The sequence below is a fragment of the Burkholderia vietnamiensis LMG 10929 genome, assembly GCF_000959445.1.
GTDB classification, from domain to species: domain Bacteria; phylum Pseudomonadota; class Gammaproteobacteria; order Burkholderiales; family Burkholderiaceae; genus Burkholderia; species Burkholderia vietnamiensis.
Genome location: NZ_CP009631.1, coordinates 1,041,769 through 1,056,283, shown reverse-complemented (window position 1 = coordinate 1,056,283; position 14,515 = coordinate 1,041,769). Strand labels below are relative to the sequence as shown.

Annotated in this window: 8 protein-coding genes; 5 read left to right on the top strand and 3 right to left on the bottom strand. The window is 70.4% G+C overall.

From position 1 onward, the window contains the following. The first annotated feature begins 326 nt into the window (after nucleotides 1–326). From bioA to bioB, 4 genes are read left to right on the top strand one after another with little or no spacing between them, the layout of a single operon-like run. Nucleotides 327–1,673: an adenosylmethionine--8-amino-7-oxononanoate transaminase gene (gene bioA, locus AK36_RS14795; protein ID WP_011886179.1), complete on the top strand. Its 1,347-nt coding sequence runs from the start codon at nucleotides 327–329 to the stop codon at nucleotides 1,671–1,673. Further along, nucleotides 1,670–2,881, top strand: coding sequence for an 8-amino-7-oxononanoate synthase (bioF, locus tag AK36_RS14790; RefSeq protein WP_011886180.1), 1,212 nt, complete (start codon nucleotides 1,670–1,672; stop codon nucleotides 2,879–2,881). Before bioA ends, bioF begins: the two co-directional genes overlap by 4 nt. After that, nucleotides 2,878–3,597: a dethiobiotin synthase gene (gene bioD, locus AK36_RS14785; protein WP_045578732.1), complete on the top strand. Its 720-nt coding sequence runs from the start codon at nucleotides 2,878–2,880 to the stop codon at nucleotides 3,595–3,597. The genes bioF and bioD overlap by 4 nt, the downstream gene beginning before the upstream one ends. A gap of 44 nt (nucleotides 3,598–3,641) precedes the next feature. Then, on the top strand, nucleotides 3,642–4,661 hold the full coding sequence (bioB, locus tag AK36_RS14780) for a biotin synthase BioB (protein WP_011886182.1): 1,020 nt from the start codon (nucleotides 3,642–3,644) through the stop codon (nucleotides 4,659–4,661). Nucleotides 4,662–4,911: 250 nt separating this feature from the next. On the opposite strand, the gene AK36_RS14775 is transcribed toward bioB, so the two are convergent. Both AK36_RS14775 and AK36_RS14770 read right to left on the bottom strand, forming a co-directional pair. Beyond that, nucleotides 4,912–5,637, bottom strand: a complete 726-nt coding sequence (locus AK36_RS14775) for a copper homeostasis protein CutC (RefSeq protein ID WP_011886183.1) — start codon at nucleotides 5,635–5,637, stop codon at nucleotides 4,912–4,914. Nucleotides 5,638–5,797: 160 nt separating this feature from the next. After that, nucleotides 5,798–7,084, bottom strand: a complete 1,287-nt coding sequence (locus AK36_RS14770) for a sensor domain-containing phosphodiesterase (RefSeq protein ID WP_045578731.1) — start codon at nucleotides 7,082–7,084, stop codon at nucleotides 5,798–5,800. Between the two features lie 289 nt (nucleotides 7,085–7,373). On the opposite strand from AK36_RS14770, the gene AK36_RS14765 reads away from it, so the two are divergent. Continuing rightward, the gene (locus tag AK36_RS14765; RefSeq protein ID WP_011886185.1) at nucleotides 7,374–9,041 is read left to right on the top strand and encodes a Na+/H+ antiporter; all 1,668 of its coding nucleotides are present in this window, start codon (nucleotides 7,374–7,376) and stop codon (nucleotides 9,039–9,041) included. 90 nt (nucleotides 9,042–9,131) lie between these two features. On the opposite strand, the gene AK36_RS14760 is transcribed toward AK36_RS14765, so the two are convergent. Next, entirely contained in the window at nucleotides 9,132–12,737 is a 3,606-nt protein-coding gene (locus tag AK36_RS14760) for an indolepyruvate ferredoxin oxidoreductase family protein (protein ID WP_045578730.1), read from the bottom strand. Between the last annotated feature and the right edge of the window lie 1,778 nt (nucleotides 12,738–14,515).

The following is a 14,515-nucleotide window of genomic DNA, read 5'->3' as shown; positions in this document are numbered from 1 at the left end:
GCTGCCGCTCAGCCGCGCGGCGCCACACCACGCCCGTTTCTCCTTCCAACCCCGATTCTTCCGGCTCGCTCGCGCCGCTTTCCCACGATTTTTTTCTGTTGGGTGGGCTCACTCGAACGTCGTCATCTGCGGTCATTTCGGAGCATCTGGCGCGTACCGTTCCGAGCGCCCCCGATCTGCGCCGAACTCCCGTCCCATAAGGCTTTGCGGCGTTTGTAACCGGTAGTGCAACGGGCCGCGGAACACGCTAATCTCAGCGCGTTTTCCGTCAGTCGCCGCGCGGCATCCGGTTCGATGCCCGCCGCCGTTTGTCTCCCGGAGTTGCCTTGAGTACGCCAGCCACCGACGACTGGGTCGCGCGCAGCCTGCGCGCGGTCTGGCACCCCTGCACCCAGATGAAACACCACGAGCGCCTGCCGCTCGTCCCCGTCGCGCGCGGCGCCGGCGTATGGCTGTACGACCGCGACGGCCGCCGCTACTTCGACGCGATCAGCTCGTGGTGGGTGAACCTGTTCGGCCATGCGAATCCGCACATCAACGCCGCGCTGAAGGACCAGCTCGACACGCTCGAGCACGCGATGCTCGCCGGCTGCACGCACGAGCCGGCGATCGAACTCGCCGAGCGGCTGCATGCGCTCACCGCGCGCACGCTCGGCCACGCGTTCTTCGCGTCGGACGGCGCATCGGCCGTCGAGATCGCGCTGAAGATGAGCTTCCACGCGTGGCGCAATCGCGGCCAGGGGGACAAGCGCGAATTCGTGTGCGTCGCCAACAGCTATCACGGCGAGACGATCGGCGCGCTCGGCGTGACCGACGTCGCGCTGTTCAAGGATGCGTACGACCCGCTGATCCGCAACGCGCACGTGGTCGCCTCGCCCGATGCGCGCGGCGCGCAGCCGGGCGAGACGGCCGCCGACGTCGCGCAGCGCGCGCTCGGCGACGTACGCCGCCTGTTCGCCGAACGCGCCGGGCAGATCGCCGCGCTGCTCGTCGAGCCGCTCGTGCAGTGCGCGGCCGGCATGGCGATGCACGATCCGTCGTACGTGCGCGGGCTGCGCGCGCTGTGCGACGAGTTCGGCGTGCATCTGATCGCCGACGAGATCGCGGTCGGCTGCGGCCGCACCGGCACCTTCTTCGCGTGCGAGCAGGCCGGCGTATGGCCCGATTTCCTGTGCCTGTCGAAAGGGATCAGCGGCGGCTATCTGCCGTTGTCGCTGGTGCTCACGCGCGACGACGTGTACGCGGCGTTCTACGACGACGACACGACGCGCGGCTTCCTGCATTCGCATTCGTACACCGGCAACCCGCTCGCGTGCCGCGCGGCGGTCGCCACGCTCGAGCTGTTCGCGCGCGACGACGTGCTCGCCGCCAACGCGCGCAAGTCGGCCGCGCTGCGCGCCGCGCTCGCGCCGCTCGACGCGCATCCGCAGGTGCGCCACCTGCGCGAGCGTGGCACGCTGTTCGCGTTCGACGTCGCGCTCGACGGCGACGCGGCGCGCGGCTTCTCGCGCCGCTTCTTCGAGCGCGCGCTCGAGCGCGAACTGCTGCTGCGCCCGATCGGCACGACCGTGTACCTGATGCCGCCGTACGTGATGACCGACGACGACATCGCGTGGCTCGCGCAACGCACGCGCGACACGCTCGACGCCACGCTCGCGGAGGCCGCACGATGAAGCCGGGCGCGCCACCCATCGCCACGCCGCTGCTCGACACGCTGCAGCGCGGCCTCGCCGAGCTCGACGCACAGGGCCTGCGCCGCGTGCGCCGCACCGCCGACACCGCCTGCGACGCGCACATGCGCGTCGACGGCCGCGACATCGTCGGCTTCGCGAGCAACGATTACCTCGGCCTCGCCGCCCATCCGGCGCTCGTCGCCGCGTTCGCCGAAGGCGCGCAGCGTTACGGGTCGGGCAGCGGCGGCTCGCATCTGCTCGGCGGCCATTCGCGCGCGCACGCGCGCCTCGAGGACGAACTCGCCGGCTTCGCGGGCGGCTTCTCCGACGCGCCGCGCGCGCTGTACTTCAGCACCGGCTACATGGCCAACCTCGCCGCGATGACCGCGCTCACCGGCAAGCAGGCGACGATCTTCTCCGACGCGCTGAACCACGCGTCGCTGATCGACGGCATCCGGCTGTCGCGCGCGAACGTGCAGATCTATCCGCACGCCGACATGCACGCGCTCGGCGCGCTGCTCGATGCGTCCGATGCGCCGACGAAGCTGATCGTCAGCGACACCGTGTTCAGCATGGACGGCGACCTCGCGCCGCTCGCCGAACTCGTCGCGCTGGCCGAACGCCACGGCGCATGGCTCGTCGTCGACGACGCGCACGGCTTCGGCGTGCTCGGCCCGCAAGGCCGCGGCGCGCTCGCGGCCGCCGCGCTGCGCTCGCCGAACCTCGTCTACGTCGGCACGCTCGGCAAGGCCGCCGGCGTCGCCGGCGCGTTCGTCGTCGCGCACGAGACCGCGATCGAATGGATGATCCAGCGCGCGCGCAGCTACATCTTCACGACGGCCGCGCCGCCGGCGGTCGCGCACGCGGTGTCGGCGAGCCTGAAGGTGATCGGCGGCGACGAAGGCGACGCGCGCCGCGCGCATCTCGCCGCGCTGATCGAACGCACGCGCGCGCTGCTGCGCGCGACGCGCTGGCAGCCGGTCGATTCGCACACGGCCGTGCAGCCGCTCGTGATCGGCAGCAACGACGCGACGCTCGCGGCGATGCGCGCGCTCGACGCCCGCGGGCTGTGGGTGCCGGCGATCCGCCCGCCGACGGTGCCGGCCGGCACGTCGCGGCTGCGCATCTCGCTGTCGGCCGCCCATTCGTTCGACGATCTCGCGCGGCTCGAAGCCGCGCTGATCGCAGCCAGCGAGGCGAGCGCATGAGCACCGCACTGTCCGTTTTCGTCACCGGCACCGACACCGAGATCGGCAAGACCTTCGTATCGGCCGCGATGCTGCACGGCTTCGCGCGGCACGGACTGCGCGCGGCCGCGCTGAAGCCGGTCGCCGCCGGCGCGTACGAGCGCGACGGCATCTGGCGCAATGAGGACGCCGACCAGCTCGACGCCGCCGCGAACGTCGCGCTGCCGCCCGAGCTGCGCACGCCGTTCCTGCTGAAGGCGCCGGCCGCGCCGCACATCGTCGCCGCGCACGAAGGCGTGACGCTCGACATCGACACGATCGTCGCGAGCCATCGCGAAGCGCTGACGCGCGCGGACGTCGTCGTCGTCGAAGGCGTCGGCGGCTTTCGCGTGCCGCTCAACGACACGCAGGACACGGCCGATCTCGCGGTCGCGCTCGGCTTGCCGGTCGTGCTCGTCGTCGGCATCCGGCTCGGCTGCATCAGCCATGCGCTGCTGACGGCCGACGCGATCCGCCAGCGCGGCCTCACGCTCGCCGGCTGGGTCGCGAACCACGTCGATCCGGCGATGTCGTACGCCGACGAAAACGTCGCGACGATTCGCGACTGGCTCGCGCGCGAGCATCGCGCGCCGCTGCTCGGCCGCGTGGCGCACCTGCGGCCCGCCGCCCCCGAATCCGCCGCGGCGATGCTCGACATCGCCGCGCTCGTCGACACGCTGCGCCGCGCGCAGCATTGACGCCCCCATCCCCACGTTCCCGCATCCAGCACAGGAAAACCACCATGACCCAAGCCCAGACCGCCGCCGTGCAACCCGACGCGATCCCCGTCGCGGCACCGACGCCGCAGCGCTGGCGCGTCGCCGACGTCGTCGCGCTGTTCGAGCTGCCGTTCAACGACCTGATGTTCCGCGCGCAGCAGGTGCATCGCGAGCATTTCGATGCGAACGCGGTGCAGCTGTCGACGCTGCTGTCGATCAAGACGGGCGGCTGCGAGGAGGATTGCGGCTATTGCTCGCAGTCGTCGCACCACGACACGGGGCTGAAGGCCGAGAAGCTGATGGACGTCGATGCGGTGCTCGAGGCCGCGCGCGCGGCGAAGGCGAGCGGCGCGAGCCGCTTCTGCATGGGCGCCGCATGGCGCAATCCGAAAGAACGCCACATGCCGGCGCTGACCGAGATGGTGCGCGGCGTGAAGGAGCTCGGCCTCGAAACCTGCATGACGCTCGGCATGCTCGAGGACGAGCAGGCGCAGCAGCTCGCGCACGCGGGCCTCGACTACTACAACCACAACCTCGACACGTCGCCGGAGTTCTACGGCCAGGTGATCTCGACGCGCACGTACCAGGACCGTCTCGACACGCTCGACCGCGTGCGCGACGCGGGCATCAACGTGTGCTGCGGCGGCATCATCGGGATGGGCGAGTCGCGCCGCGAGCGCGCGGGGCTGATTTCGCAGCTCGCGAACCTGAATCCGTATCCGGATTCGGTGCCGATCAACAACCTCGTCGCGATCGAAGGCACGCCGCTCGAAGGCACCGCGCCGCTCGATCCGTTCGAGTTCGTGCGCACGATCGCGGTCGCGCGCATCACGATGCCGAAGGCCGTCGTGCGCCTGTCGGCCGGCCGCGAGCAGCTCGACGACGGGCTGCAGGCACTGTGCTTCCTCGCGGGCGCGAACTCGATGTTCTACGGCGACCAGCTGCTGACGACGAGCAACCCGCAATCGCAGAAGGATCGCGCGCTGTTCGAGCGGCTCGGCATGCGCGCGAGCGACGCGGACGCGATGTCCGCCGACGCGTAAGCGTCAGCGCGCTCGCCCGCCGCGCACGAAGCGGCGGGCGGATCTGCGCGGCTTCCGGCGCTCCCACGCGCCGGGGCAGCGGCTGTTCGGCGATCTCGCGGGCTTGCCTGAACGAAGCGCGCCAACGACGCCGCCGCGTAAACGACAAAACCCCATGCTCCGAAAAACATGGGGTTCGTCAGCGTTCCGAGCCGGGACATCCGCCGGCTTTTTCTCTCCGCAACGCCGGCGCGCGACGCCGGCGCCCGCCTCACACGTGCGCCGCCGCGCCGTCGAGCGCGGCGCGCACGCGCGCGACCTGCTCCGCGTCGACGGGCGCGAGCACTTCGCCGCGCGGCCGCACGCCCGAGCCGAAATGCACCGCCCGCACGCCGGTGGCGCGCACGAAATCGCCGACCGCATCGACCGTCAGCCCCGAGCCGGCCAGCACCGTGCACGTCGTGCCGGCCGCCTGCCGCACCAGCCGCGTGATCGTCGCGACCGCGTCGAGCACCGACGGATGGCCGCCCGAGGTCAGCACCGACGTGACGGCCGGCACGCGCAGCAGCGCGTCGAACGCGGCGTTCAGATCGCGGGCGACGTCGAAGGCGCGGTGGAACGTGAGCGCGCGCCCGTCGGCGGCGGCCGCGATCCGCGCGAGCGCGTCGACATCGACGTCGCCGTGCGCATCGAGCGCGCCGAACACGACGCCGTGCGCGCCGGCCGCGACGGCCGCGCGCACGTCGCGCTCGATCACGCGCAGGTCGTCGGCGTCGTAGACGAACGAGCGGCTGTGCGGGCGCACGATCACGTTGACCGGAATCGGCACCGCGGCGACGACGGCCTCGATCAGGCCGACGCTCGGCGTGAGCCCGCCTTCGCTGATCGCGGTCACGAGCTCGAGGCGGTCGGCGCCCGCGCGCGCGGCGGCCCGCGCGTCGCCGACGGTCGTCGCGATGACTTCGAGAAGGACGGAGGAAGCGGCAGTTCGGTTCATCGGCAGGCTCGCGAATCGTCTGGACAATTCGCGCATCCTAGCCGAGCGGCGCGACGCGCGCCAGCATCCGGCGCGCGCCGCCCGTCGGTGCGCTACGGCCCGTTCATGCGAAAAACGGGCTTGCTCCCCTGTTTGGAAAGATTCGTTCGCGGGGCCGGCCCTACGCGCCGTCGGCCGTGTCGTCGCGCCAGTCGATATCGCCGCACAGCACGTGCAGCGCATCGCCGATGCGCACGGCCACCGACAAGGTCACGCACGGCTGCGCCTCGCTGATCGACAGATACGGGCGCGTCAGCTGCACGCGCCCCGGCTCGGCGATCGCGGTGCGGAAATACGGCCGGCGCAACCAGTTCGCGCCCTGCGCATCGGCCAGCGGCGAGAACCGCGCCTCGGCGAGCGCGCGGTCCGCGCGCAGCACGACGTTGCGGCCGGACTGACGGCCGCGCGCGTCGAGCAGGAAGCAGCGCGCGGCGTCGTCGAGCGCGAGAAAGTTCCAGCACACCTCGTCGAGCGCTTCGCCGGCCGCGAGCCGTTCGGCCGCGCGTTCGAACGCGCGCAGGTACGGCGCGAGCCGCTGCGCATCGCGCCGCTCGCGCGCTTCCGATTGCTGCCGGAAGCGCTCGGTCAGCTCGCCGATGCAGCCGGTCGCCGCCGCGCTGTCGGGCAAGCCGGGCGCCGGGCGGCCGAAGTAATAGCCCTGCACGAAATCGGCCTCGCACGACAGCGCGATCTGCGCGTCGTGCTCGGTCTCGATCCCCTCGACGAGCACCAGCTTGCCGGCCTCGTGCAACAGCGTGACGAGCCCGTGCAGGATCGCGGTGAGCCCCGTGCGATGCGCGGCGTGCGACAGCATGATGCGGTCGAGCTTCACGATGTCCGGGTTCAGTTGCCAGATCCGCTCGATGTTCGAGTGGCCGGCGCCGAAATCGTCGAGCGCGATCAGGAAGCCCTGCGCGCGAAACTCGCGCACGGCGTCGGCGAGCCGCTCGACGTCTTCCGCGCGCTGTTCGAGCACTTCGAGCACGACGCGGCGCGGCGGCATGCCGAGCCGCTTCAGGTTCGCGAGCAGCGCGGCGGCCTGGAACGGGTCGGTCAGCACGCCCGGATGCACGTTGAGAAACAGCCATTCGCGCTCCGCGCCGAGCAGCGCGAAATTCTCGAGATGCAGCGCCTGCGCGAGCCGGTCGAGCTGCAGCAATTCGCCTTGGCGCGCGGCCTCGCCGAACACGTCGAGCGGCGACACCGCGCGGTCGAGCGGATCGTGCGCGCGCAGCAGCGCCTCGTAGCCCACCGCGCGCTGGTGCGACAGGCTGAAGATCGGCTGAAACACGGTCGTGAGCGTCAGCTCGTGGTGCTGGGTCGCCAGCCGTTCGAAGCCGGAGCTCATCTCCCGCTCGAAACGATACGGCGACGCGGCAGCCGGACGCTCCTGCTGCACGATGGTCATGGCTGCCTCCTGCCGATGCGGCCGAACGTGGCGGGTGAACGGGGCGGCGCGCGCAATGTCATGGTGAATTCCTCGGTGCTCCGGTCGTTGCCGGACGGTACGCAAGCATCAAGCAAGCTCCGTGCAAGCGCTGAACACATATGCCGCACGCGCCTGCGCGCCCGCCGCACCAGCCTGGCGCAGCCGCGCTGCACCGTTTGCGTGCGCGCGCACCGGCGCACTCGAGCGCAGCGCGCACGTCGTCACGCTACACTGCGTACGGTCGTTCCATTCTCCTCGTGCCGTATCGATGGAAATCGTCTTCACCGTCCTCATTCTGCTGCTCACGGTCGCGCTGTCGGGCGCGCTCACGCGTGTGCTGCCGTTGCGGCTGCCGCTGCCGCTGATGCAGATCGCGTTCGGCGCGATGCTCGCGTGGCCCAGGCTGAACCTGCACGTCACGTTCGATCCCGAGATCTTCATGCTGCTGTTCATTCCGCCGCTGCTGTTCGCCGACGGCTGGCGGATCCCGAAGCGCGAACTGTACATGCAGCGCCGCGCGATCCTGATGCTCGCGTTCGGGCTCGTGTTCATGACGGTACTCGCCGTCGGGTATTTCGCGCACTGGCTGATACCCGAGTTGCCGCTGCCGATCGCGTTCGCGCTCGCGGCCGTGCTGTCGCCGACCGATGCGGTGGCGCTGTCCGGCATCGCCGGCAAGGGCCGCATCCCGCCGCAGCTGATGCACATCCTCGAAGGCGAGGCGCTGATGAACGACGCGTCGGGCCTCGTCGCGCTGAAGTTCGCGATCGCCGCCGCGCTCACCGGCATGTTCTCGCTGCGCGACGCGTCGATCACGTTCGTGATCGTCGCGGCCGGCGGGCTCGCCACCGGCGCGGGCGTCGCGTGGCTGTTCAGCGCGCTGTCGACGCGCTTTCTCAACGCCGAGCAGGAAGGCGATCCGGCCCCCGGCATCGTGATGACGCTGCTGGTGCCGTTCGCCGCCTACCTGTTCGCCGAGCATCTCGAGCTGTCGGGCGTGCTCGCGGCCGTGTCGGCCGGGATGATGATGAATTACACGAGCTTCTCGCGCAAAAGCACCGTCGCGTCGCGCGTGCGCGCGGAGAGCACGTGGGCGATGATCGAGTTCGTGTTCAACGGCATGGTGTTCATCATGCTCGGGCTGCAGCTGCCGCACATCATCGGCAGCGCGCTGGTCGACGCGCACCACACGAGCGACGCGCTCGTCGGCCGGATGATCTTCAACGTCTGCGCGATGATGGTCGCGCTGTATGCGATCCGCTTCCTGTGGGTGTGGCTGCTGCGCTGGATCGCGAGCCGCCGCGCCGCGCGTCAGGGGCTGCCCGGCACGATGGCCGGCGTGCGCACGATCGCGGTGATGACGGTCGGCGGCGTGCGCGGCGCGGTCACGCTCGCCGGCGTGCTGTCGATTCCGGTCGCGCTGTCGAACGGCGCGCCGCTGCCGGGGCGCGACGCCGCGATCTTCATCGCGTCGGCGGTGATCCTCGGCTCGCTGATCGTCGCAATGATCGGCTTGCCGCTGCTGCTGCGCGGCATGCGCACGGCGCGCAACCCGCTCGCCGCCGAGGAGCGCGCCGCGCGCGCGGCCGCCGCGCAGGCCGCGATCCGCGCGATCGACGCGTCGCACGACGCGATCGCGGCCGCGCTCGACGAATCGGGCGCCGCGCGCTGCGCGGACATCTCGGCGCGCGTGATGGACCTGTACCGCCGCCGCCTCGCCTCGCTCGCCGACGACGGCCCGACGCCGCGCGCGCAGGCGCATCAGAGCGAAACGATGGAGCTGCAGATGCGGATCGCCGCGGTGCGCGCGGAGCGCACGGTGCTGTATCGGCTGCGCAGCGAAAGCCGCATCTCGGACGAAACGCTGACGAAGCTGATCCGCGAGATCGATCTGTCGGAGACGGCGCTGTCGACGCGCAAGAAGGGCCTCGTCTGATGCGTCGATGCACGCCGCCGCGCACGGCCACCGCATGAAGAAACGGCGACGCTCGCGCGTCGCCGTTTTCGCATCGGGCGGGCGGTTGCGTTATTTCGCGACGACCACCGGAATCCCCTTCAGCATGCCGGCGCCCTTCATCTCGTCGAGCGCATGCTGCACGGCCGCGCTCGTCGCCGCGTCGATGCCGAGCTGCAGCGCGAGCTCACGCTCCGCCCGCTTCACGCCCGCGAGGTTGCGCACCTTCACGTGGCCGAAGCCGCGCACGCGCGCATGCAGTTCGGCCAGTTGCGCGACCTGCGCCGCGTTGGCGGCCGTCATCGCGGCGAGCGCGCGCGTGAGCGTCGTCTCGTAGTCGTCGGCGAGCGCGCGCTCCATCCGGCGCTCGGCCGTGCGGCCGAACGGATCGAGCGGCGTGCCGCGCAGGCTGCGCACGCGCGCGAGCACGCCGAGCACCGGCCACAGCCACTGGCCGAACACGCGCTTGTTCGGTGCGCTGCCGTCGCGGCCGGCCTTCGCGAGCGCCGGCGGCGCGAGATTGAACTTCACGCGATAGTCCTGCCCCGGCACGCCTTCGAACTGCGCTTCGAGCGCCGCGCGGAACGCGCCGTCCGCATAGAGCCGTGCGACCTCGTATTCGTCCTTCACCGCGAGCAGGCGGTAGAAGGTCGTCGCGACCGCGCGCGTCAGCGCCTCGTCGCCCTTCGCGCGCGCCGCGTTCACCAGCGCGCGGTAGCGCTCGACGTAACGTGCGCCGCCGTATGCCGACAGGCGCGTCTCGCGATCGGCGATCAACGCGTCGAGCGGGGCAGGCGTGTCCAGCGTGTCGGAGGCGGCGGCTGTGGAAACCATCGGCGCGAGCCCCGCATGGCGCGCCCGCCACAACGCGTCGAGCCCCGTGGCGTCGCCGGCCGCCATCCGGCCGATCGAGAACGCGAGCTTGTTCATCGGCACCGCGACGTTGTTCAGCTCGATCGCGCGCATCATCGCGGCGAGCGACACCGGCACGAGACCGAGCTGCCACGCGTAGCCGAGCATCAGGATGTTCGCGCCGATCGAGTCGCCGAGGAATTTCGCGGCGAGCGCCTGCGCGTCGCAGCTCGACAGATGGCCGGCGCCGGCCGCGTGACGCATTTTCTCGAGCAGCGCGTCAGCGTGCAGGTTCGCGTCCGGGTTCTGCACGAACGACGCGTTCGGAATCCGGTGCGTGTTGACGACGATGCGCGTGCGCTCGTGGCGCACCGTCTGCAGCGCCTCGGCGCTCGCGCCGACCACCATGTCGCATGCGAGCAGCACGTCGGCCTGCTGCGTGTCGATGCGCACCTGGTTCAGCCAGCGGTCGCTCGACGCGATCCGCACGAACGACAGCACCGAGCCGCCCTTCTGCGCAAAGCCCATGAAGTCGAGCACCGACGCGCTCTTGCCCTCGAGGTGCGCGGCCATGCTGATCAGCGCGCCGACCGTCACGACGCCCGTGCCGCCGACCCCGGTCACCAGCATGTCGTACGGCGCCGCGTCGAGATGCGTCGCGGGCACCGGCAGCGCGTCGACGCGCGCGGCGAGCGCGGCCTCGTCGAACGCCGCGCCGGCCGCCTTCTTCAGCGCCGCGCCTTCGACCGTCACGAAGCTCGGGCAGAAGCCGTTCACGCACGAGTAGTCCTTGTTGCACGACGACTGGTCGATGCGGCGCTTGCGGCCGAGCGGCGTCTCGAGCGGCTCGACCGACAGGCAGTTCGACTGCACGCCGCAGTCGCCGCAGCCTTCGCACACCGCGTCGTTGATGAACAGCCGCTTATCCGGATCGGGGAACTCGCCCTTCTTGCGGCGGCGGCGCTTCTCCGCCGCGCAGGTCTGGTCGTAGATCAGCACGGTGACGCCCGGCGTCTCGCGCAGCTCGCGCTGCACCGCATCGAGCTCGCTGCGGTGATGGAACGTCGTGCCGGCCGGGAACTGCCCGTGATGGCCGTCGTACTTCTGCGGCTCGTCCGACACCACGACGAAGCGCGACACGCCTTCGGCTTCGACCTGCCGCGCGATCTGCGGCACCGAGATGCTGCCGTCGACCGGCTGGCCGCCCGTCATCGCCACCGCGTCGTTGTAGAGGATCTTGTACGTGATGTTCGCTTTCGCGGCGACCGCCTGACGGATCGCGAGGATCCCCGAATGGAAGTAGGTGCCGTCGCCGAGGTTCTGGAACACGTGCTTCGTGTTGGTGAACATCGCGTGCGCGGCCCAGTCGACGCCTTCGCCGCCCATCTGGATCAGGCCGGTCGTGTCGCGCTCCATCCACGACGCCATGAAGTGACAGCCGATGCCGGCCTGCGCGATCGAGCCTTCCGGCACCTTGGTCGACGTGTTGTGCGGGCAGCCCGAGCAGAAATACGGCGTGCGCTTCACCGCGTCGGCTTCGTTCGACAGGATCTGCGGGGCGACGAGATCGACCACGCGTTCGCGGCGATCGAGCGCCGGCTTGTGGCGCGCGAGCCAGTCGGCGAACACCGGCAGGATGCGCGACGGACGCAGCTCGCCGAGTTCCGACAGCAGGCACGCGCCGGCCGCGTCGTGCTTGCCGAGCACGCGCGGGCGCGCGCCGTCCGCGCGGTTGTACAGGTAGTCCTTGATCTGCTGCTCGATGACGGGGCCCTTCTCCTCGATAACCAGCACCTCGGCGAGCCCGTCGACGAAGGTGTCGATGCGCGTCATTTCGAGCGGATACGACAGGCCGACCTTGTAGATCCGCACGCCGGCCGCGTCGAGATCGTCGACCGTCAGGTCGAGGCGGCGCAGCGCCTCCATCAGGTCCAGATGCGCCTTGCCGCACGTGACGATGCCGACGTTCGCGTGCGCGCCCGGCGCGATCCACTTGTCGATGCTGTTGGCCCGCGCGAAATGGCGCACCGCGTCGAGCTTGGCGGCGAGGCGCGCTTCGATCGTCAGGCTCGGCAGGTCGGGCCAGCGGTTGTGCAGGCCGCCGGCCGGCGGCGCGAAGCCGGCCGGCGCCGGCCACTGCGTCTGCAGCGCGTCGAGATCGACGGTCGAGCCCGACTCCACCGTCTCCGAGATCGCCTTGAAGCCGACCCATGCGCCCGAGTAACGCGACAGCGCCCAGCCGTACAGGCCGAATTCGAGCATGTCGGCGATGTTCGACGGGTTCACGATCGGCATGTGCCACGCCATCATCGCGAAGTCGCTCTGATGCGGCATCGACGACGACACGCAGCCGTGGTCGTCGCCCGCCACCACCAGCACGCCGCCGTGCAGCGACGAGCCGTACGCGTTGCCGTGCTTCAGCGCGTCGCCGGCGCGGTCGACGCCCGGGCCCTTGCCGTACCACATCGCATACACGCCATCGACGGTGCGCTCCGGGTCGGCCTCGACGCGCTGGGTGCCGAGCACCGCGGTGCCGCCGAGCTCCTCGTTGATCGCGGGCAGGAAGCGCACGCCGCCGGCGTCGAGCAGCTTCTTCGCCTTCCACAGCTGCTGGTCGACCATCCCGAGCGGCGAGCCGCGGTAGCCGCTGACGAAGCCGGCCGTGTTCAGGCCCTGCGCGGTGTCGGCTGCGCGCTGCATCAGCAGCAGGCGGACCAGCGCCTGCGTGCCGGTCAGGAAGATGCGGCCGCGCGTGGCGGTCAGGTTGTCGGTCAGCCGGTAGTCGGATAGAGCGGGCGTGCCGTCGACGGGCAGGCGGGCGGTCATGGGGATGTCTCCTGATTGTGCTTTGTGCTGTGCCGGGCCGCGCGCCGCGGCGCCGGACGACGCCGGCCGCGAGCAGCGGGATGGCTCTATTTTTTCGCGGGAAGGCGAGAAAGTTTTTTCTCATCTTGCTGACGCGGCGTCGAAGCGAGAAAGACTGCGCAGGTTTTGCAGCGGAATTGAGAGAGTTCTGCCGCAGGCCGCTGGGCGGCTCGCGGCGCATGTCGAGACGGGCGGGCGCGCTGCAGCGCTCACGCGGCGAGGCGGCGGCCGCGGGAGCAGCGGCACGTGCGCGCAAGGCCGCGCGGCAACGGTTTGCGCGGCGGATCTCTAGCGTCCTCACCCGTGAAATGCACAGCGTTCGAATTGGTCGCGGGCGCCGGATATCCACAACGCCCGGCTGCAGGCGGACGCTCACCGGTCGATTGCACAGCGTTTCGAGTGTCGTCGGGGGGTGGATTATCCACAACGCAATCGGCCCGCCCATCCAGCGGATCGAGGCGCTCACCATTCAAATCCACAGGGCTGCGAGTCGATGCGGAGGCCGGATATCCACACCCGCCTGCCCGCTTCCCGCCGATGCGGCGGCGACGCTCACCGGTCCAATGCACAGGATTGCGAGTCGATTGAGCGGGGGCGATTGTCCGCAGCGGTGTGCGGCTCGCGATGCTCTATTTACTGCCGGCGCGGCAGGCGCGGAAGCGTGTAGGTGCGGGGCACCTCGGGGGCAGCCACACACTAAAAACCCTGTGAGTTCCGATGGTGAGCAGCGGCACGCAAGCGAATGAGGAGGCCGATTTGGCTGTGGATAGAACCCACCCATCACGACTCGGAACGCTGTGCATTCCGACGGTGAGCGACGGCAAATCGATCGGACGGTCGCGCCGATTCGGGAATGAACGGCCCTTTCCGCGATCACTCGAAACGCCGTGCACTTCAAGGGTGAGCGGCGATCGGGAGATCGATGTGGACAACTCACCCACGCAACCACTCGCAACACTGTGAAATCGAACGGTGAGCGTCGGCGGGGTATCGCATGACGACCGCCGATTCGGGCGCGAACCGACGCGAGCGATGCCGCGCAGCCCCGCGCGCCGGGGCTCGCGCGCACGCGGCCGCGCCGCACGCATCGGCGCTCACCGTCGGGATACACAGCACATCGACTGGTTCGGGCGAGCGCATATCCACATCGCGGCAAGCAGTCGAATGAAACGCGCGATCGCGAGTGCGGTTAGAATGCGCGACCGCCGAAGCCGTCCACGGGAACGCGCTAGGCCACGCAGGCAGACCTCGGGCGCGACCGGGCCGCGACGCTCACCATCGGAATACACAGCGCTGCGACTGCGTTCGGCGGCAAGTTATCCACAACGCGAAACGCGCGCGCGATCGATCGTCGAAGCGAGCCGAGCGCCTGAACGCGCAACGTGCCGAATGTCGTGCGGCGCGCGGAAGCCCGCGCGGCGCAAGCGTCACACGCGAGCGGACGCCGGCGCTCACCGTCCGCGAGCACAGCGTTTTTCGTCGTTGCGCGCCAGGTTGTCCACATGCTGCGGCAGGCATTCTTGCCCACGGGTGCATGCTCACCGACCAAATGCACAGCATTGCGACTGCGTGCGAAGCGAGATATCCACAACCGACATCGCGCGGAGGTTGGCCGCCCGCGCATGCGCAACGTCGGCTAATGCACACGCCGGCGCGCCCGCGCCAACCGCCGCAAAGCCGCGCCGCTTCAGGCTTGCGCCGCATGCTCACCGGTCGCTTGCACAGCATTTCGATTGAGC

What these genes read in the sequence shown, in the direction of transcription:
- AK36_RS14765 (WP_011886185.1), top strand. Translation starts at nt 7,374, where the DNA reads ATGGAAATCGTCTTCACCGTCCTCATTCTGCTGCTCACGGTCGCGCTG.
- bioB (WP_011886182.1), top strand. Translation starts at nt 3,642, where the DNA reads ATGACCCAAGCCCAGACCGCCGCCGTGCAACCCGACGCGATCCCCGTC.
- AK36_RS14760 (WP_045578730.1), bottom strand. Translation starts at nt 12,737, where the DNA reads ATGACCGCCCGCCTGCCCGTCGACGGCACGCCCGCTCTATCCGACTAC.
- bioD (WP_045578732.1), top strand. Translation starts at nt 2,878, where the DNA reads ATGAGCACCGCACTGTCCGTTTTCGTCACCGGCACCGACACCGAGATC.
- AK36_RS14770 (WP_045578731.1), bottom strand. Translation starts at nt 7,084, where the DNA reads ATGACCATCGTGCAGCAGGAGCGTCCGGCTGCCGCGTCGCCGTATCGT.
- bioF (WP_011886180.1), top strand. Translation starts at nt 1,670, where the DNA reads ATGAAGCCGGGCGCGCCACCCATCGCCACGCCGCTGCTCGACACGCTG.
- AK36_RS14775 (WP_011886183.1), bottom strand. Translation starts at nt 5,637, where the DNA reads ATGAACCGAACTGCCGCTTCCTCCGTCCTTCTCGAAGTCATCGCGACG.